Below are 19,082 nucleotides of genomic sequence, written 5' to 3' on the forward strand. Positions count from 1 at the left end.
GCGCACGACCGAATGCGCGGTCGCGCCTGCTCGACACCAGAGGCGATCGAACGGGCGTCGCACCGCATCGGATGCCTGTGCGTGGTCCATCGGCTGCGCGCCCACTACTTTCCGGCCGCGTCCTGGATCTTCTCGCCAGCCCTCTCGATGCTCTCGCCGGCTTTCCGTGTCGCGTCGTCGACATTGTCGCCAGCGCGATCGGCGGCGCGATCCACATCCCGTGATACCTTGTCGCCAGCTTCATCAATGTTCCTGCCGGCGCTTTCCATCGGGCCTTCCTGCTTCTGGCAACCCGACAGTACCGCAAGGCAGGCCGCCAGTATCCATACGCGGCCGATGCCCTCATGTGCGTTCTTCATCTGTATCTCCTCTCCGGATTCGTGCATGCAGACAGAATGCGCGACCTTCACCGGCCGCGCATCGCTCACTTCTTGTCCTTGCCGACTTCGTGCCCGATGATGCCGCCCACGGCCGCGCCGCCTACTGCGCCGGCCGCACTGCCGCCGGTCAGTACCGCACCGCCCACCGCGCCGGCACCGGCGCCGATGGCCGTATTCCTGTCCTGCGCCGACATGCCGGAGCAGGCCCCGAGCAGAAGCAGCATCGCTGCCGCCACGCTCACCCGGGTACATCCCCGGGTACATCGATTCATCATTTCCATGGTGTCACCTCGTCTGTTCGATCGTGCCTGCCGATCTGCTGCGGGGTCCGGAACGGCTCGGGACCTGCGGCGTCGCGCAGCTTTCGACCGATTCGAAGCGGTCATCCCCGGCGCCACCTGCATGGGTGTCGCGCCCCGGAAACACAATGAACCTGCAGTCCATGCCCGTCTGTCTGCTGGCGTACCGAAGCCTCGCGGCATCGCGCATCGCACAGGCATCCCCTCCGACCGCACTGTGTGCGCTACCGCCCCGACCGCTCGTCGATCGCCGCGTATGCTTGCACTGGCCGGAATTACCCGACGCCAGGAAGGTTGCCGTGCCCACTCACTCCACTGCATCAGCCGGCAACAGCTTCATCGCCGCGCTGCCGCGCCGGGAACGCCAGCATTTGCTGGCCAGCTGCGAAACCGTTGAACTTGTCCTGTCCGACGTACTGGCCGAACCGGGTCAGCGCATACGCCAGGTCCACTTTCCGATCGACAGCTTCATTTCACTGATCACGCCGGTCGACGCCACCGCCAGCATCGAGGTCGGGCTGGTGGGCAACGAGGGGATGCTGGGTGCGACCCTGCTGTTCGGGGTCGATGTATCGCCGCTGCACGCACTGGTGCAGGGCGCAGGGCCGGCGCTGTGCATGGACGCCAGGCGTTTCCGCAACGAACTCGAGTCGGTGCCTGCGTTGCAGCGCGCGCTCGGGCGCTACCTCTACGTGACCATGGCGCAGCTTGCACAGACCGCTGCCTGCCCGCGCTTTCACCTGGTCGAAGCCCGTCTTGCACGCTGGCTGCTGATGACACAGGACCGCGCGCACTCTCCGCACTTCCACCTGACGCACGAGTTTCTCGCCTACATGCTGGGCGTCAGGCGCGTCGGCGTGACACACGCGGCCACCGCGCTGCAGACGCGCAAGCTGATCAGTTACCGCCGCGGCAACATCACCATACTTGACCGCAAGGGTCTGGAAGCGGCGTCGTGCAGCTGCTACGCCGCCAACAATGCGGTCTGGGACAGCGTGATGGGGCGACGCGCGCAGCAGCGCGCCGGTTAGGCCCGCCGACAGCCGTAGACGCAAGAACGGCGCAGTGCGATACCTGCGCCGTTCGTCATGACCTGCACCGAAGCCGCCGCACCGGTCATCCGGTCGCGGCGCCCTCGCCGGGTCAGCTGCGTTCGCCGGCCATCGCCAGCATGAGCTGGTTCATCCTGCGCACGAAGCTGGCCGGATCTTCGAGCGCGCCACCTTCGGCCAGCAGGGCCTGATCGAACAGCACGCCCGCCCAGTCATCGAAGTGCGCTTCTTCACCGCGCAGCCGCTGCACCACCGGGTGCTGCGGATTGATTTCCAGGATGGGCTTGGACAGCGGCGCTTCCTGCCCAGCCGACTTCAGGATGCGGGCGAGGTTGCCGCCGATGTCGAACTCGTCCGACACCAGGCAGGCCGGCGACTCGGTCAGGCGGTGCGTGATGCGCACTTCCTTCACCCGCTCGACCAGACTGGCCTGAAGCTTGTCGACCAGCGGCTTGAACTCGCCCTCGTCGCGCTCCAGCGCCTTCTTCTCTTCCTCGTCGGCGAGCGCGCCGAGGTCGAGGCCGCCCTTGGCGACCGACACCAGCTGCTTGCCGTCGAAGTCGTTCATGTTGCCGACCACCCACTCGTCGATGCGGTCGGACAGCAGCAGCACCTCGATGCCCTTCTTGCGGAACACTTCGAGGTGCGGGCTGTTCTTCGCCGCCTTGAAGGTTTCGGCGGTGACGTAGTAGATCTTGTCCTGACCTTCCTTCATGCGGCCGATGTAGTCGGCGAAGGACACCGACTGCTCCTCGGTATCGAGATGGGTCGAGGCGAAGCGCAGCAGGCCCGCCACCTTTTCGCGGTTGGCCTGGTCCTCGCCCACGCCTTCCTTCAGCACACGGCCGAATTCCTTCCAGAAGGTGGCGTACTTTTCTTTCTGGTTCTCGGCCAGGTCTTCCAGCACCGACAGGATCTTCTTTGCGCAGCCGGAGCGTATGGTGTCGATGTCACGGCTTTCCTGCAGGATTTCGCGCGACACATTGAGCGGCAGGTCGGCCGAATCGACCACGCCGCGCACGAAGCGCAGATAGGCCGGCAACAGCTTCTCGGCGTCGTCCATGATGAACACGCGGCGCACGTAGAGCTTGAGGCCGTGGCTGGCGTTGCGGTCCCACATATCGAAGGGCGCGCGCGACGGGATGTAGAGCAGTTGCGTGTATTCATGGCGGCCCTCGACGCGGGTGTGGGTCCACGCCAGCGGGTCGCTGAAGTCATGGGCGACGTGCTTGTAGAACTCGACATACTGCTCGTCGCTGATGTCCGACTTCGAACGGGTCCACAGCGCGCTGGCCTGGTTGACCGTTTCATCCTCGTCGGTCACGACTTGTTTGTGTTCGCCATCAACGTCCTTCCACTCCTCCTTCCTCATCACCACCGGCTGCAGGATGTGGTCGGAATACTCACGGATGATGGAGCGCAGCTTGAAGCCGGACAGCAGCTCGTCCTGGTCCTCGCGCAGGTGGAGCACGATTTCGGTGCCGCGGTCGGCCTTGGTGATGGATTCCACCGAATACTCGCCGGCGGTATCGCTGGTCATCGAGCAGGACCAGCGCACGCCCTGCTCGGCCGGCAGACCGGCGCGGCGGGTATTCACGGTGACCGTGTCGGCGACGATGAAGGCGGAGTAGAAACCGACGCCGAACTGGCCGATCAGGTTGGCGTCCTTCTTCTGGTCGCCGGTCAGGCTGGAGAAGAACTCCTTGGTGCCGCTGCGGGCGATGGTGCCCAGATGGGCGATCGCGTCGTCACGCGACATGCCGATGCCGTTGTCGGTAATGGTGATCGTGCGCGCCGCCTTGTCGTAGGCGACACGGATCTTCAGGTCGGCATCGGATTCGAACAATGCCGGGTTGGCGATGGCTTCGAAGCGCAGCTTGTCGCAGGCGTCTGACGCATTGCTTACCAGTTCGCGCAGGAAGATGTCGCGATTGCTGTACAGCGAGTGGATCATCAGGTGCAGCAGCTGCTTCACCTCGGCCTGGAAATTCATGGTCTGGGCGGTTGCGGTGTCCGACATGACAACTCCGAATCAGTAGACGTGGGGTGGGATGACAACGGCGGGATATGGAGACTTCCCCCCGGCATTTCAAGACCCCGCTATGCTGTCGGGTCCACAGAATGTTTTCACGCCGATGACCACCCGCACCAAACTGGGTTTGCCGCGCAAATCCGACGACGACACGCCGACCGACCGCAATCCGGCCCGCAAGCCGGTACGCAACAGCACGGCCAAGTCACGCACGCTGAGCCGCAACACGACGCAGGTCGCACCGGCCGCCAAGTCCTACGCCAAACCCGCCCCCAAGGACGCTCCCGCGCGCAAGCCGCGTGCCGCGCGTCCGGACGGCGACCGCCCGCCGCGCAAGGAATTCGGCGACCGCCCGCCGCGCCCGGCCGGCGAGAAGCGCGAGTGGACACCGCGCCCGGACCGCGAAGCCCGCCCGCCGCGCGCCGATTCCGGCGAGCGCAAGCCGTGGGAAAACCGCGAACGACCGGCGCGCAGCGAATCAGGCGGCAGTTCCGGCGACCGCCCGCCGCGCAAGGAATTCGGAGACCGTCCGCCGCGCCCGACCGGCGAGAAGCGTGAGTGGACACCGCGCCCGGACCGCGACGCCCGTCCGCCGCGCACCGATTCGGGCGAGCGCAAGCCGTGGGAGAACCGCGAGCGCCCGGCCCGCAGCGAATCGGGGGGGAATGTCGGCGACCGCCCGCCGCGCAAGGAATTCGGAGACCGTCCGCCGCGCCCCGCCGGCGAAAAGCGGGAATGGACGCCGCGCCCGGACCGCGACGCCCGCCCGCCGCGTACCGATTCCGGTGAGCGCAAGCCTTGGGAGAACCGCGAGCGCCCGGCCCGCAGCGAATCAGGCGGAAATTCCGGCGATCGTCCGCCGCGTCGCACTGAGGGCGACAGCCGCCCTGCCCGCGCCGGCGGCGATTTCAAGCCGCGTCCGCCCAAGGCGGCGCCGGTTCGTCCGGCCAAGGCCTGGGACGAACGTGAAACAGACAAGCTGGGCCGCGTGCAGGCCGACAAGGGCGAGGATGGCGACGACGCGAAGGACGGCATCCGCGTGTCTCGCTGGCTGGCCGACCGCGGTGCCGCGTCGCGTCGCGAGGCGGACGACTGGATCGCCCGCGGCTGGGTCACCGTCGATGGCGAAGTGGCGCTGCTCGGCCAGCGCGTGCTGCCGCACCAGAAGGTCGAGGTGCACAAGCAGGCACGCGCCGACCAGGCGCTGCGCGTGACCGTGCTGATGCACAAGCCGGTCGGCTACGTCAGCGGCCAGGCGGAGGACGGGCATGAGCCGGCCAGCGTGCTCTTCCTGCCGGAGAACCAGTGGGCCGGTGACCGATCGGGCCTCAAGTTCAACCGCAACCACCTGCGCGGTCTGGCGCCCGCCGGTCGTCTCGACATCGATTCGCACGGCCTGCTGGTGCTGACCCAGGACGGTCGCGTCGCCCGCCAGCTGATCGGCGAGGACTCGACCATCGAGAAGGAATACCTGGTGCGCGTACGCGCGACCAAGCCCTTTGGTCGCGGTGCGCTGTCCGAGGATTTCCCCGAGGAGTCGCTGAAGCTGCTGAACCACGGGCTGGAGCTGGACGGCGAGCCGCTGAAGCCGGCCAAGGTGAGCTGGCAGAACGAGGAGCAGATGCGCTTCGTGCTGCGCGAGGGCAAGAAGCGCCAGATCCGCCGCATGTGCGAACTGGTCGGCCTCGAAGTCGTCGCACTGAAGCGCGTGCGCATCGGCCGCGTTCCACTGGCCGACCTGCCGGTCGGCAAGTGGCGTTACCTGCGCAAGGACGAGCTGTTCTGAGCGCCTGACGGTTTCACGCCACGTCGAGCGCCGGCACCTCCGGCGCCGCGTCGTTGGCGCTGCAACCGGCGGTCTGCACGTGCAGGCCGCCGCCGCTGGCCTTGGCCTGCCGTTTGGCGCTGGCTGCGGCCGAAGCGACCTCCTCGGCAGTACGGAAGCCGCCGCCCTGCCCCAGCACCACGCCGGCACACAGCGTGGTGAGCGGAAAGCGCGTGCGGTTGCCCTTGCGATCCTCACCCTCCATGTGACCGCTGGCCAGCTCTTCCGCATTGAACAGGCCACGCGCCTCGGTGTTGAAGCGGGCGATGATGCGCTCGCAGCGCGCCTGCCAGTCCTCGCTCTGGAACAGCACGATGAAGTCGTCGCCGCCGACGTGGCCGACGAAGTCGCGCAGCGGGTCCGCCTCGTGCTGGATGCTGCGCGCCGCCAGCTTGATCATTTCGTCGCCGCGGTAATAGCCGTAGAGGTCGTTGAAGGGTTTGAAGTTGTTCAGGTCGAAGTAGGATGCCGCGTAACTGGCCCGCCCCGCCATCAGCCGCTGAAGGTGCTCGGTGATCGGAATATTGCCCGGCAGGAAGGTGAGCGGATTGGCGTGCCGCGCCGCTTCGATGCGCATTTCGGTCACCGCGCGCACCAGGCTTTCGCCGGTCGCCACGCCGACGTAGCGGCCGTGTTCGGTGACGACGAAGCCGTCGTACAGATAGCGCTGGTCCTCGCCCGCCAGCACGGTGCTCATCGACTCCAGCGGCGTGCTGCGTTCGACGCGCAGCGGGTTCGGATTCATGAACAGCGCGCACGGCCGCTTGCCGTACACCTCCTTGTGATACGGCTGGGTGTACAGGTCCATGAAACTGCGCCGGTTGATCAGCCCGACCGGGATGCCCTGCTCCAGCACCGGCAGCGCCAGCAGTTCCGGGTGATCGGCGAACACCTGCACCACCGTCAGATTCGGCGTATCCGGCTCGACCGCCGGCGCGGAAATCGCCAGCCGGCTCACCGTACCGGTACTCATGTCGCGATGCGGTGTGTCGGGCAGCACCGCGATCTGCCGCGACTGCATCAGCGCGATCACTGCCGACTGCATGTGACTGACCGTCTGGCCCTGCGGCCGCCCGAGCAGATAGCCCTGGCCGAAATGCACACCCAGATCGCGCAGCACCGCCAGTTCGGCTTCGTGCTCGATGCCCTCGGCCACCAGTTCGGCGCCGAAGGAGCGCGCCAGCTGCACCGCGGCACGCACCGCCTCGACGCGCCGGCTGTCGGTGTGGATGCCGTGCGTGAAATAGCGGTCCAGCTTCACCCGCGGCGGCGCCAGTTCGGCCCACAGACGCAGGCTGGAACGACCGTCGCCGAAGTCGTCGAGCGCGACCACGATGCCCAGCGCCGAAAGTCGGGCCTGACTGATGCGCAGCGAATCGACGTCGGTCACCCGTTCGTGCTCGGTCAGTTCCAGCACCAGGCGCGACGGCGACAGCGCGTGCTCGGCCAGCAGTGACAGCAGGCCGACGCAGCCCTCCGAGCCAAGATGACGGATGGTGCCGGCGCTGCAATTGACGTAGAGCTGGCCCGGCGTCGCCGGATCGAACTGGCGCACCGCCGCCTCGACGCAGGCGATTTCGAGTTCGGCTTCGAGGCCGATGGCGCGTGCGGTGGCGAACAGCACCGCCGGCAGGTGCAGCGCGCCGCCCTCGGGGCCGCGCACCAGCGCTTCGTGGGCCACCACGGCAGCGTCATCGAGCCGGACGATGGGCTGGAACACCATGCCCAGCGCGCGGCCATCGATCAATGCGCGCAGCGCGGTCTGGTTCAGCTTGTCGGAAGAGGTGTGCATGTCTGTCTGTTGTATTCATGGACCCGAGTGCCTATCGGCAGCGACGCCGCCAGCTTTCGTGAAGCTTCGGTGAAGCTTTCGCTACGTGCAGTGCATCCGGATCGCGATGCGGATCTGTCACCAATTCTTAGACGAACTGCATTCCGGCCGTAACCCTGTCTTCCTAGTCTTGCCACACTCACAGGAGGACTCACATGCATTCCTTTTTCGAAGAACTGCGCACCCAGCGCTGGGACGATCACCGCTACTACCACCACAGCCGCATCAATCAGGCACTTCATCTGCTCAGCGCGCTGAGCTTTCTGTGCGCCTACGTCATGCTTTTCGTCGACCCGGTGATCGCGGCACTGCTGAGCTGGGGCGTGGCCATGGTGTCGCGCCAGGCCGGACACTTCTTCTTCGAGCCCAAGGGCTACGATCACGTCAATCAGGCGACGCACGAGCACAAGGAAGACATCAAGGTCGGCTACAACCTCCGCCGCAAGGTGGTGCTGATGGCGATCTGGGCGGCGTCGCCGCTGGCCCTCTACATCGATCCGACGCTGTTCGGCCTGTTCGAGGCGCACACCGACGCGCGCGGCTTCCTTTACAACATGTCGGTTACCTGGATCGCCATCGGCATCGGCGGCCTCATCTTCCGCACGCTGCACCTGTTCCACCTGCAGGGCGTGCAGACCGGTCTGGTGTGGGCGACCAAGATCGCCACCGATCCCTTCCACGACGTGAAGCTCTACCACCGCGCGCCGCTGGCGTTGCTGCGTGGCGAACTGATCGATCCGATGCACGCGCAGCACGCAGCAAAGGCCTGAGTTGCACGCAGACTTTCGGTTCGACGACATTCGGGGAAGGGCATCGCCCTTCCCCGTTTTCATCTGCGTGGTCCGGATCACGTGCGCTCGGGATGGGCGCACCGGACCGGCGGCACGCCAGTCCGGGAAGGGCTCAGCGCTTCCGCGTCAGCATTTCACGCAGGATGCGCCGGCGTATGCCCTTGTTGCTGGCGCCGGGCGGCGTCCACCACCAGCCATCGGCTTCCATCGTCTTCGCTGCGGCCACGAAGCGTTCGCAGACCGCGTCGAAGTCGGCTTCGCCGTAGTTCAGGCTGAAGATGAAGCGGCCGGTGCCGACCCAGCTCAATGCCAGGCCTTCCGCGCGCAGGTAGTACTGCAGCATCCAGTTGTAGCGCGACGGCACGGTGTAGGTCACCGTCCAGATCGACTGCATGTGTGCCACGCGCACCGGCAGACCATCGGTACGCAGGCGCTCGTTCAGTCGATCTGCGCGCGCGGTCCAGACTGCGTCGGCGTTGCGGTAAATCTCTTCGATTTCCGGCGTGTCGAGCAGCTTCAGGAATTCGTTCATCGCTGCCATCACGTGCGGATGCGAGTTGAATGTGCCGCGGGCGAAGCAGATATCGGCCGGCCGGTCGTCGCGATAGCGCTTCATCAACCGATGCGGGCCGCAGACGACGCCGACGGGGTAGCCGCCGCCCAGCGTCTTGCCGTAGGTGACCAGATCGGCGCGTACGCCGAAGTAGTCCTGCGCACCGCCCTTGGCCAGCCTGAAGCCGAGGAACACCTCGTCGAAGATGAGCACGATGCCGCGCGCCGTGCACACCTTGCGCAACTGCTGCAGCCAGGCGGTATAGGCAGCCCGGTCGTAGCCGGCACGGCGGCCGCCATCCACCAGAGACGAGTCGCCCGGTGCGCCGGCGTTCGGGTGCAGCGCCTGCAGCGGATTGACCAGCACGCAGGCGATGTCACGCCGGCTGCGCAGCACGCGCAAGGTGTCCTCGTGCATGTCCTTCAGCGTGTAGGTGTGCTCGGCTGCGGTCGGATTGCCGACACCCGGCTGCACGTCGCCCCACCAGCCGTGGTAGGCGCCGCAGAAGCGCACCAGATGACTGCGGCCGGTGTGATAGCGCGCCAGCCGCACCGCCTGCATCACGGCCTCGGTACCGGACATGTGAAAGGACACCTCTTCCATGCCCGAGATCGCGCAGAGCCGCTTCACGTTGTCGGCCAGCAGCGGATGGTAGGCGCCGAGTACCGGACCGAGGGCCTCGACCGCCGCCGCGCCGCGCGCCATGCAGCCCTTGTAGAGGTCGTAGCCGAACACGTTCACGCCGTAGGAGCCGGCGAGGTCGTAGAACACGTTGCCGTCGAGGTCGGTCAGCGTGACGCCGGCCGACGACTGGACGAAGGAACCGGCCTTCAGATGGCTGCGCACATGGCGGCTGAACTGGAAGGGCACGCGGTAGCTGCCGGTGAACTGCATGTCCGACACCATGGACTGCGTGTCGTCGGTCAGCGCGCGGGTAAGCGCGAAACGCTGCGCGTACAGCGCGGCCAGTGCCTCGAAGCCGTGGCGACGGCGGGCGGCCACGTCCTCCGGCGCACCGTCGGCGATGTAGAAGCCCGTTTCGTCGAATTCATAGAAGGGCAGCAGCTTCGCGACCCGCCGCGACATTTTCGAATGGCCGGCGAGGGAGCGGTGCTTGGCCCGCGAAAGCTGGAGCCGGCGGTGCAGCCGCGGCAACAGCGCTGCCAGCGCCGCAGCGCTGGCCACATAGAGAGGAAGGGATTCGTTCATATGTTGCACATGTATCAGCGCGAGGTTACGCAACCGTGACTGCACGCACCCTGCTCCAGCGCCTGCTGGCCAACGACGCGCTGAACTTCGCGCTGACCAACCGCATCCCGCGCGCGGCACTCACCCGCTTCTTCGGCTGGTTCAGCAAGATCGAGCATCCGTGGGTGCGCGACGCGTCGATTGCGCTGTGGAGGGCCCTCGGTGAGGTCGATCTGTCGGAGGCGAAGAAGACGCGCTTCGCCAGCCTGCATGACGCCTTCATCCGCGAACTGCGCGACGGCGCCCGACCGATCGACCCGCGGCCGGACACACTGGTGAGCCCGTGTGACGCCATCGCCGGCGCGCTCGGCCGTATCGACGGCGACACGCTGCTGCAGGCCAAAGGCATGCGCTACACGCTGGGCGAACTGCTGGGCGACGAGGCGCTGGCGGCGCAGCTGCGCGACGGGTGCTACGTGACGCTGCGAATCACGGCGTCGATGTACCACCGATTCCACGCGCCGACGGACTGCCGCGTCGAGCAGGTGCACTATTTTCCGGGCGATACCTGGAACGTGAATCCGCCGGCGCTCGATCGCGTCGAGCGGCTCTACTGCCGCAACGAGCGTGCCGTACTGACGACACGGATGCGCGACGGCACGCCGCTGGTCATGGTGCCGGTGGCCGCCATTCTGGTTGCCAGCCTGCGCCTGCACTGCATCGACCTGACGCTGCACGCGCGCTACGCCGGACCGCACCGACTGCGCTGCGATTCGACCGTCAGCCGAGGGGAGGAAATGGGCTGGTTCGAACACGGCTCGACCATCATCGTACTGCTGCCGGCGCAGGCAGCGCTGGCGCCGCAGGTCCGCACCGGCGAGCGCATCCGGATGGGTCAGGCGCTGTTCGCGCCGCCACCGGGGGACAGCGTGTAGGACAGTCCCGACACGCTGCAGCGCGGCGCACCGACGGAACTTTCGACGCCGGATGAAGAAGATGCCATCGCGGCGCACGTGCGCCGACCACCACAACAGGGAGCCCGACATGAACATCCATCGCACCGTAGCTGCCACCCTCGTCGCCGTCTTTGCCGTTGCGCTGGCCGCCTGCGAGCAGGAAGGACCGGCCGAACGCGCCGGCAAGGCACTCGACAACGCGGTCGAGCAGGCCGGCGACAAGATCGAGAACGCCGGCGACAAGGCCAAGGACACACTGGACGAAGCGCGCAAGTAGGACGACCCGCCCCATGCACGCCGCGCCGATCACCCTCGCCGTGCTGTCCGGGCTGCTGCTCGGGGCGTGCGCGCGCCAGCCCGACACCGCTGCGATCGCCGACAGCCGTACCGCCGAGGCGGCGATGATCGCGGCGGCCACGCCATGGTCCTACGGCGTCGAAAGCCCGTATGGTGAAATCGTCCGTATCGACATGCTGTGGCCCCTGGTCGAGCAGCCGCTGGAGCCACACACGCCCGATGCACCGAAGCAGGATGGCATCGCGCCGCCCGGGCGCTACAGCATCAGCATCATGCTGGAGAGCGGTGAACTGCGCACGGTCGTGCGCCCGAGTCTGGGCAATCTGCGCGTGGGCGATCGGGTGCGGTTGTTCGGCGAGGTGATGCTGCGCAGCTAGCGAGACTCAGTTCGGGCATCTGTGCCGCGACTTAACGCATGGACACAAATCAGACATCGGCAGAGAGGATTCCGCCACGGTAAGCGCGCGCGGGATCACTAGAATCCGTCATCCGACCTTCTGACGGACGACGTTCGTGTCCTGCTTCCGCCACGCTCTGCCGCTCCTGCTGTGCTCGCTGCTCGCCGGCTTCTCCGCAAATGCCCCGGCCGCCGATCGCCGGGGCTACGCGGACGCGCTGCGGCGCGCGGACATCGAGCGCTCGCGTACCGACCACGAGTGCGAGCGCGTCGCAGCCGAACTCAGGGACGACTGTCTTGCGCGCAGCAGGATGCGGTACGAAGCGACCCTCGATCAGGCACGCAAGCTTTTCCCGGGCGAGGCGATGACGCCACTGCAGCCCGAAGAGGTGGCAGCCTACGAGGCGGAACTGGCGGCCTGCAGCACGCTCGGCAACAAGGACAGATCCGGCTGCGTGCTCGACGTGAAGCGGCGCTTCAGGCGCTGAACGCGCTCAAGGGATGTCCGGCGCTCGTTCGGACCAGCGCTGCTTGATTTCCAGCACCTGCGGCAGGCAATCGAGAAAGAGGTCGACCAGCCGCGGCTCGAAGTGGCGTCCCTTCTGTTCGATCAGCAACGCACAGGCGTCCTCGACCGACCATGCCTTCTTGTAGGGCCGTTCCGAGGTCAGCGCATCAAACACGTCGGCGATGGCGACGATGCGTGCCTCGATCGGGATCGCCGTTTCGCGCAAGCCGTGCGGATAGCCCGAACCGTCCCACTTCTCGTGGTGCCCGCTGACGATGCGCCGGGCGACGGCGAGCAGGCCGCTGTCGTGTTCGCCGATGATGCGCACGCCAATGTCGACGTGGCTCTTCATGATTTCCCACTCGGCGTCGTCGAACTTGCCGGGCTTGCGCAGGATGTGGTCGGGAATGCCGATCTTGCCGATATCGTGCATCGGTGCCGCATGCAGCAGTTCCTGCGCACGCGGCTCGCTCCAGCCGGCGGCACGCGCGAGGATGCATGCGTAGTGACTCATCCTGATAACGTGCAGACCGGTCTCGTTGTCCTTGTATTCGGCGGCCAGACCGAGCCGCTGTATCACCTGCAGGCGCGTCTCGATCAGTTCGCTCACGCTGACCAGCGACAGATGGGTGCGTACGCGCGCACGCACGATGGCTGGACTGACCGGCTTGCAGATGTAATCGACGGCGCCGAGCTCCAGACCGCGCGCCTCGTCCTCGACATCGCTCAGCGCGGTGACGAAGATGACCGGCACGCGTGCCAGGCGCTCGTCCGCCTTCAGCGTGCGGCACACCGCGTGACCGTCCATGTCTGGCATCATCACGTCGAGCAGGATGAGGTCGGGCCGCTCGACCTGCGCCAGTTCGAGCGCCCGCCGGCCGTCGCGCGCGAACAGCAGACGGTAGTCACCCTGCAGTATCTGCTTGAGCACCTGCAGATTGGACGGCTCGTCGTCGACGCAGAGCACGGTCTTGCGTGCGTCGCCCGCTTCGCTGGCGGCGTCGGTCATCCGTTGTTCGAGCCTGTCCATTCAGGCCTCCGCCTCGTGCAGCCGTGTGGCGTCCATCGCCTGCATGCGGGCGATCAGGGTGCGCAGATGTGTCACGGCGAGCGCTCCATCGAAGTTCTCTATTGCCTCGGCAAGCGGACCGAGCAGCGTGCTTGCGGAATGGCTGCCCACCGCGGCCAGCAGGCGCGCCAGCGTGAGGTCGTCGAACTCTCCCCGCTCCAGCGCCTTCAGCAGCGTGTCGGCGTAACGCAGGACGACCTGTGCATCGCAGGGTGCTTCCGCCTCTTTCGCCACCGGCTGCGCGACCGCACCGTGCCAACTGGCAACTTCGCTGCGCAAAGCCGAAAGCGCGCCCCCGACTTCGGCGATGCGCGTCGTCAGTGACAACGGCAGTTCCGTTGCCGCGGCGTCTTCCAGGCCGGCCAGCGTGGCGGCCAGCTGCACGGCCCCTAGATTCGCCGCCACGCCCCGCACGCGGTGAGCCAGCGCGCGCAGACCGTCACGCGACGACAGCGCAGCGAGACGATCCAGTTCCTGCGTCAGTCCGGTGTTCTCGTCGAGCAGCCGCTGCATGCCCCGCTCGACGCGCTCACGGGTTCGCCACAGCGCGAGCGCGCGCTTCATGTCGATCACCGGATCGTCGGCGCGGTCATCGACGCCGGCCTTCGTGCTTGCGGCCTGCATGCCCAGCACGCGCGCGATCTCGACGCGCAGCGCTTCGAGATCGATCGGCTTGGTCGCGAATCCGTTCATGCCTGCCGCGCGCGCAGCTTCGCGATCCTCATCGAGCACGCTGGCGGTCAGTGCGATCACCGGCACCGGCGGCCGTCCGGTACGCAGCTCGACGGCGCGGATGGCTCGTGTGGCGTCCAGGCCGCTCATGCCGGGCATGTGCAGATCCATCAGGATGAGATCGAAACGTTCGGCGCCGGCCCGAACCACCGATTCGGTCGCCTCGGTGCAGGGCGTCACCTCATGTCCATCGCGCGTCAGAAGGGAAGCCAGCAGTTCGACGTTCTGGTCGACATCATCGACCACCAGCACCCGCATCGGCGGCAGCGCCATCGACGACGGCAACACGACGACCGGCGCGTTGCCGGCCCGCAACGGCAGCGTGAAGTGGAAGGTGCTGCCCTCGCCCGGCGTGCTGCGGGCGCCGATCCGGCCGCCCATCAGTTCGACCAGCTGCCTGCAGATGGACGTCCCCAGACCCGTTCCGCCGAAGCGGCGACTCATCGATGCGTCGGCCTGGGTGAAGGGTTCGAAGATGGCATCGAGTCGCTCCGGCGCGATACCGATGCCGGTATCGCTGACCGCGAAATGCACCCCGTCCGCGTGCGCCTGCACGGTCACCACGACTTCGCCGCGCTCGGTGAACTTGACCGCGTTGCCGATCAGATTGGTCAGTACCTGGCGGATGCGCAGCGAGTCGCCGCGATAGTAGCGGCCGACCGCGCGGTCGATATCGACGCGCAGCGCCAGCCCCTTGTCGGCCGCCTGCACGTTCAGCGTCATCACCAGCTGGTTCAGCAGTTCGGGCAGGTCGAAATCGAGCACTTCGAGTTCGACCGCGCCACGTTCGAGCCGGGCGGTGTCGAGGATGTCGTTCAGCAGGCGCAGCAGCGAACGCGCGGAGTTGCCGACGATTTCCAGCGGGCGCCGGTGCTCGGCCGGCAGTTCCCTGCCGAGCAGCACGTCGGTGAAGCCGATGATGGCGTTCATCGGCGTGCGTATTTCGTGGCTCATGTTGGCGAGGAAGGCCGACTTCGAGGCGGCGGCCTGCTCGGCGCGCTCCTTCGCGGCGCGCAGCTCCTGCTCGATCTCGCGCCGCTCGGTGATGTCGAGAATGACGCCATCTATCCACTTGATGTCGCCGTCCTCGTTGCGCACCGCCGAGCCGTGCTCCCACATCCAGCGGACGGAACCGTCAGCGTGGGCGATGCGGTACTCGACGATGAAAGGCCGGTGGTCGCGGATCGACGCCTCGACCACCTTCCAGGTGTGTGCGACATCGTCCGGATGCGTGATGTCGTTGAAGTTGCGGATGGCGTTCTCGCCGACGAAATCGGTGCTCGGATAGCCGGTCAGGGTTTGCGTAGCGTCGCTCATGAAGAGCATGGTCCATTGCGCATCCATCAGGCAGCGATAGGCCACGCCCGGAATGTTGCCGATCAGCGAGCGCAGCTGTGCCTCGCTTTCGCGCACCGCACGCGCCATTTCCTTGAAGCTGGAAATGTCGGCGATGTAGCAGACGAATACGTCACCCTCGCGCAGGCTGGCGTGGCCGATCGATACATGCATGGGCAGTTCGCTGCCGTCGCGACGACGGCCGGTGATTTCGCGCCTGCGGCCGGACAGCGCAGGCACGCGCGTGCGCCTGAACTCGGCCAGATAGGCCGCGTAGGTTTCACTCTCGTCGGGCGCCAGCAGCAGACCGAAGTCGCGCCCGCGCATTTCCGACTCGCGCCAGCCGAACATCTGTTCCGCGGTCGGGTTCATCGTCTGCACGATGCCTTCCGCATCGAGCATGACGACGCCGTCGACCGGTGTGGCGAGCAGCGCGCGCATGCGCGCCTCGCTCGCGCTGAGCTGATCGACCAGCTGGCGATAGCGCAGCAGCGCATTGGTGCCCATCGCGAAACCGGTCAGGCCGATGGTGCCGATCACGACGAGAATGCTGAGCACCAGGGTGTCGACATGCGGTGCACTTTCGGCGACACCGGTGAAGCGGGCGGCCGCCATACCCGCGTAGTGCATGCCGGCGATCGCCAGTCCCATCACCGTTCCACTGACCGCCAGGCGAAGCCGGCGATCGGAAATGGGCACGAAGAACTTCACCCACAGCGCAAGCGTCGCCAGTACCACCGCCACCGCGATCGACACGCCGAACATGAGGGGGTCGTAGCGCAGCTGCGCCTCCATGTGCATGGCCTGCATTCCGGTGTAGTGCATCAGGCCGATGCCACCGCCCATCAGCACGCCGCCCGCCAGCAGTTCGCGCGGCGTCAGCGAGGGGCGCGTCATCAGCTGTATGGTTGCCAGCGCGGCGAGCAGGCTGGGCAGCATGGAGGCGAGCGTGATCCACGGGTCGTAGCGCACGGTCACGCACAGGTCCAGCGCCAGCATCCCGATGAAATGCATGGCCCACACGCCGCCGCCCAGCGCGAGACTGCAGCCGAGCTTGATCAGCCACGCCATGCGCTGATGCGGCGTCTGTTCCGACTGGCCTACCGTGTACAGCGCGACCAGCGAGGTGAGGACGGCCACCAGCAGCGACAGCGCAACCAGCGCCGGATCGTGCGTCATCGGCAGGATCAGCGCAGCGTCGTCGGTACCGGAGGTGAAGAAGTTCTGCATCGTGCCGAAGTGACGTATGGTGGGCAGTGCCGCTCAGCACGGCATCTCTGTCACTTACGGCGGTTTCGCCTGGCGCCTTGATGTTCCGACCCGCTTTTTTTCCATACACCGAGGAAGATCGTCACCGTGTGCCCGGATGGCGCGGCGAGCCGGGTCGGGTCGCCAGGCGCATCTGCACCGCCGTCCAGCGCGTGTTCAGGCGACTGAAGCCGTTGAAGCGCTCTCTGCTGCTGCTCGCAGCGCTGACGCCTGGTGCGCAGGCCGACCACCGGTTGTCCTTCGCCGTCTGGGGAGACATGCCCTACAGCCGGGTCGAGCGCGAGCTGGCGGTCGACCTGCTGGCCGCGCAATCGCGCCAGCCGCTCGCCTTCTCGCTGCACATCGGTGATCTGAAAAGCGGCAACCAGCCCTGCGACGACGCGCTCTACGCCGACCGGCAGGCTCTGCTGGCGGGTTCGCGCCATCCTTTGGTGCTGCTGCCTGGCGACAACGACTGGCTGGACTGCGCTCGGCCGTCGGCCGGCGGCCATGATCCGTTTGAGCGGCTGGAGGCGCTGCGACGGCGCTTCTTCTCGGCGCCTGCCTCGCTTCCGCTTCAGCGACAGGAGGGAGCGCCGGAGAACGTCCGCTGGATACGGAATGGTGTGCTGTTCATCGCGGTGAACCTGCCGGGCAGTCCGCTGCCGGACAACGCAGCTGGGCGCGCACTGCGCCGCAATGTGCTCGACTGGCTGGACGAGGCCGCGGCGCTGGCCGACCCGCAGACCGTTCGTGCGACGGTGATCGCCTTCCACGCCCATCCGGGCTTCGCGGCGCATGGGCGCGGCGGGGTGTCAGTGCGCCATGCGTGGTTCCTCGACCGGCTGGTGGCCTGGGCGAAACATGACCGCCGACCGCTGCTGCTGATACACGGCGACACGCATACCTACCGGGTCGATAAACCCCTGGTCGATCCGGCCACCGGCGAGCGCTTCGAGCACGTGACACGGCTTGAATCGCACGGCTCGCCGTGGCTGGGCTGGACACGGGTGGATGTGGACAGCGCTGCGCCCGCCCCCTTCCGCTTCCAGCCCTACCGCCTGTCCCGCGACTGACGCGACGCCGCCCGGGCGCCGCAATGAAAAAGGGCGCATCCGGATGGATGCGCCCACAGCGGCGACCTGCGTCGACGCGGGATCAGAACGGACGATCGAGCTGCAGCGATTCCTTCGGGCCGCGATAGATCAGCGGTTTCACCTGCTGCGGGTTGCCCGGAATCTGCGCCTGCTCCACCGCCGCGACGATCTTGTGGTGGAAGGGCGACTTGTCGCACACCGGGTCGGCGGCGGCCGGGTCGTTGGCGATCATGTAGGCCTGGCAGCGGCAGCCGCCGTAATCCTTCTCCTTTTCCGGGCAGCTCGAACAGGGCTCCTTCATCCAGCCGGTGCCGCGATAGCGGTTGAAGCCTTCCGACTCGTACCACACCTCGCGGATGCCCATCTCGCGCACGCTCGGGAATTCCAGCCCCGGCAGCATGCGCGCAGTGTGACAGGGCAGCGCACGCCCGTCCGGCGTGATGGTCAGGAAGATGTTGCCCCAGCCGTTCATGCACTTCTTCGGCCGCTTCTCGTAGTAGTCGGGCACGACGAAGAACAGTTTCATCTTGTTGCCGTGCTTCTCGCGCCATTCGTTGGTGATGCGCTCGGCGCGCTCCAGCTGTTCGCGCGACGGCAGCAGCTGATCGCGGTTCACCTGCGCCCAGCCGTAATACTGCGTGTTGGCCAGTTCGACGTACTCGGCGTCGATGTCGTCCGCCAGCTGCAGGATGGCTTCGATGTGGTCGATGTTGTGGCGGTGGATGGTGCAGTTCATCACCATCGGGTAGCCGCGCGACTTGATCAGGTCGGCCGCCCGACGCTTCAGGTCGAAGGTACGGGTGGACGACAGGAAGTCGTTCATTTCGCGGGTCGAATCCTGGAAGGACAGCTGTATGTGGTCCAGCCCGGCTTCCTTCAACGCGTCGATGCGCTTCTCGTTCAGGCCGACGCCCGAGGTGAGCAGGTTGGTGTAGTAGCCCAGCCGGTGCGCCTCGGCGACCAGCAGTTCGAGGTCGTCACGCAGCATGGGCTCGCCGCCCGAAAAGCCGCACTGCACCGAACCGAGCGCGCGCGCCTCGCGCAGCACCTTGAACCACTCCTCGGTCGTCAGTTCGTCTTCGTGTTTGGCGAAGTCGACCGGGTTGTAGCAGTAGACGCAGTGCAACGGACAGCGATAGGTCACTTCGGCCAGCAGCCACAGCGGCGGGCCTATCGTGCTCGCTTCCTGAGCGGCTTGCGCTTCGGAAAGATCTGTCATGTCGTTTCCACCCACTTCTGTTGCAGCGCCAGTTCGACGAAATTGATCACGTCCTGCTGCAGGCCCTGCGCATTGAAGGTCTGTTCCAGATCGGCGGTGATGTCGGCCACGCTGGCCTCGCCGGAACAGCGCTTCAGGATTTCGCCGGCGCTCTGGTTCAGCTTCACCATGCCTTCCGGATACAGCAGTACATAGGCCTTCTGCGCCTCCTCCCATTGGATGCGGAAGTGGCGGCCGATCTTCGGCACCGAGGCGGTCGTGACGTTCATCGCG

Annotated in this window: 17 protein-coding genes; 8 read left to right on the plus strand and 9 right to left on the minus strand. The window is 66.6% G+C overall.

The features are described from left to right. Positions 1-104: 104 nt before the first annotated feature. The gene (locus WDZ97_RS05465) at positions 105-359 is read right to left on the minus strand and encodes a hypothetical protein (RefSeq protein WP_425762051.1); all 255 of its coding nucleotides are present in this window, start codon (positions 357-359) and stop codon (positions 105-107) included. A 65-nt stretch (positions 360-424) separates the two neighbouring features. Next, positions 425-604, minus strand: a complete 180-nt coding sequence (locus WDZ97_RS05470) for a prenyltransferase (RefSeq protein WP_425762052.1) — start codon at positions 602-604, stop codon at positions 425-427. 374 nt (positions 605-978) lie between these two features. On the opposite strand from WDZ97_RS05470, the gene WDZ97_RS05475 reads away from it, so the two are divergent. Beyond that, on the plus strand, positions 979-1,710 hold the full coding sequence (locus tag WDZ97_RS05475; protein ID WP_425762053.1) for a Crp/Fnr family transcriptional regulator: 732 nt from the start codon (positions 979-981) through the stop codon (positions 1,708-1,710). 112 nt (positions 1,711-1,822) lie between these two features. Here WDZ97_RS05475 and htpG read toward each other — a convergent pair whose 3' ends face one another. Continuing rightward, positions 1,823-3,751: a molecular chaperone HtpG gene (gene htpG / locus WDZ97_RS05480; RefSeq protein WP_425762054.1), complete on the minus strand. Its 1,929-nt coding sequence runs from the start codon at positions 3,749-3,751 to the stop codon at positions 1,823-1,825. Positions 3,752-3,833: 82 nt separating this feature from the next. On the opposite strand from htpG, the gene WDZ97_RS05485 reads away from it, so the two are divergent. Next, on the plus strand, positions 3,834-5,549 hold the full coding sequence (locus WDZ97_RS05485) for a pseudouridine synthase (protein WP_425762055.1): 1,716 nt from the start codon (positions 3,834-3,836) through the stop codon (positions 5,547-5,549). Between the two features lie 13 nt (positions 5,550-5,562). Here WDZ97_RS05485 and WDZ97_RS05490 read toward each other — a convergent pair whose 3' ends face one another. Next, positions 5,563-7,380, minus strand: coding sequence for an EAL domain-containing protein (locus tag WDZ97_RS05490; RefSeq protein WP_425762056.1), 1,818 nt, complete (start codon positions 7,378-7,380; stop codon positions 5,563-5,565). Positions 7,381-7,574: 194 nt separating this feature from the next. Here WDZ97_RS05490 and WDZ97_RS05495 point away from each other — a divergent pair, with 194 nt between their 5' ends. Beyond that, entirely contained in the window at positions 7,575-8,189 is a 615-nt protein-coding gene (locus WDZ97_RS05495; protein WP_341930749.1) for a hypothetical protein, read from the plus strand. 133 nt (positions 8,190-8,322) lie between these two features. On the opposite strand, the gene WDZ97_RS05500 is transcribed toward WDZ97_RS05495, so the two are convergent. After that, a complete protein-coding gene (locus WDZ97_RS05500) occupies positions 8,323-9,972 on the minus strand; it encodes an aminotransferase class III-fold pyridoxal phosphate-dependent enzyme (protein WP_425762057.1) in 1,650 nt (549 codons plus the stop codon). Positions 9,973-10,007: 35 nt separating this feature from the next. Between WDZ97_RS05500 and asd the strand changes: the two genes are divergently transcribed. From asd to WDZ97_RS05520, 4 genes are all read left to right on the plus strand, one after another. Beyond that, on the plus strand, positions 10,008-10,886 hold the full coding sequence (gene asd / locus WDZ97_RS05505; protein WP_425762058.1) for an archaetidylserine decarboxylase: 879 nt from the start codon (positions 10,008-10,010) through the stop codon (positions 10,884-10,886). A gap of 109 nt (positions 10,887-10,995) precedes the next feature. After that, positions 10,996-11,184: a hypothetical protein gene (locus WDZ97_RS05510; RefSeq protein ID WP_029143680.1), complete on the plus strand. Its 189-nt coding sequence runs from the start codon at positions 10,996-10,998 to the stop codon at positions 11,182-11,184. Between the two features lie 13 nt (positions 11,185-11,197). Further along, a complete protein-coding gene (locus WDZ97_RS05515; protein WP_341930693.1) occupies positions 11,198-11,581 on the plus strand; it encodes a hypothetical protein in 384 nt (127 codons plus the stop codon). A 136-nt stretch (positions 11,582-11,717) separates the two neighbouring features. Then, complete coding sequence (locus tag WDZ97_RS05520; RefSeq protein WP_341930694.1) at positions 11,718-12,089, plus strand: hypothetical protein; 372 nt, start codon at positions 11,718-11,720, stop codon at positions 12,087-12,089. 6 nt (positions 12,090-12,095) lie between these two features. On the opposite strand, the gene WDZ97_RS05525 is transcribed toward WDZ97_RS05520, so the two are convergent. Next, complete coding sequence (locus WDZ97_RS05525; RefSeq protein ID WP_341930695.1) at positions 12,096-13,139, minus strand: HD domain-containing phosphohydrolase; 1,044 nt, start codon at positions 13,137-13,139, stop codon at positions 12,096-12,098. Then, positions 13,140-16,475 carry an MHYT domain-containing protein gene (locus tag WDZ97_RS05530; RefSeq protein ID WP_425762059.1) on the minus strand — a complete coding sequence of 1,112 codons (3,336 nt, stop codon included), beginning with the start codon at positions 16,473-16,475 and terminating at the stop codon, positions 13,140-13,142. A 212-nt stretch (positions 16,476-16,687) separates the two neighbouring features. Here WDZ97_RS05530 and WDZ97_RS05535 point away from each other — a divergent pair, with 212 nt between their 5' ends. Then, complete coding sequence (locus WDZ97_RS05535; RefSeq protein WP_425762060.1) at positions 16,688-17,569, plus strand: hypothetical protein; 882 nt, start codon at positions 16,688-16,690, stop codon at positions 17,567-17,569. A gap of 82 nt (positions 17,570-17,651) precedes the next feature. Here the strand turns inward: WDZ97_RS05535 and pqqE are convergent, their stop codons facing one another. Together pqqE and pqqD are read right to left on the minus strand one after the other, a co-directional pair. Continuing rightward, complete coding sequence (gene pqqE / locus WDZ97_RS05540; protein ID WP_304003580.1) at positions 17,652-18,809, minus strand: pyrroloquinoline quinone biosynthesis protein PqqE; 1,158 nt, start codon at positions 18,807-18,809, stop codon at positions 17,652-17,654. Beyond that, entirely contained in the window at positions 18,806-19,078 is a 273-nt protein-coding gene (gene pqqD / locus WDZ97_RS05545; RefSeq protein ID WP_425762061.1) for a pyrroloquinoline quinone biosynthesis peptide chaperone PqqD, read from the minus strand. Before pqqD ends, pqqE begins: the two co-directional genes overlap by 4 nt. Positions 19,079-19,082: the final 4 nt, after the last annotated feature.

This window comes from Methyloversatilis sp. MC4-4 (genome assembly GCF_049843555.1).
Classification (GTDB): Bacteria; Pseudomonadota; Gammaproteobacteria; order Burkholderiales; family Rhodocyclaceae; genus Methyloversatilis; species Methyloversatilis discipulorum_B.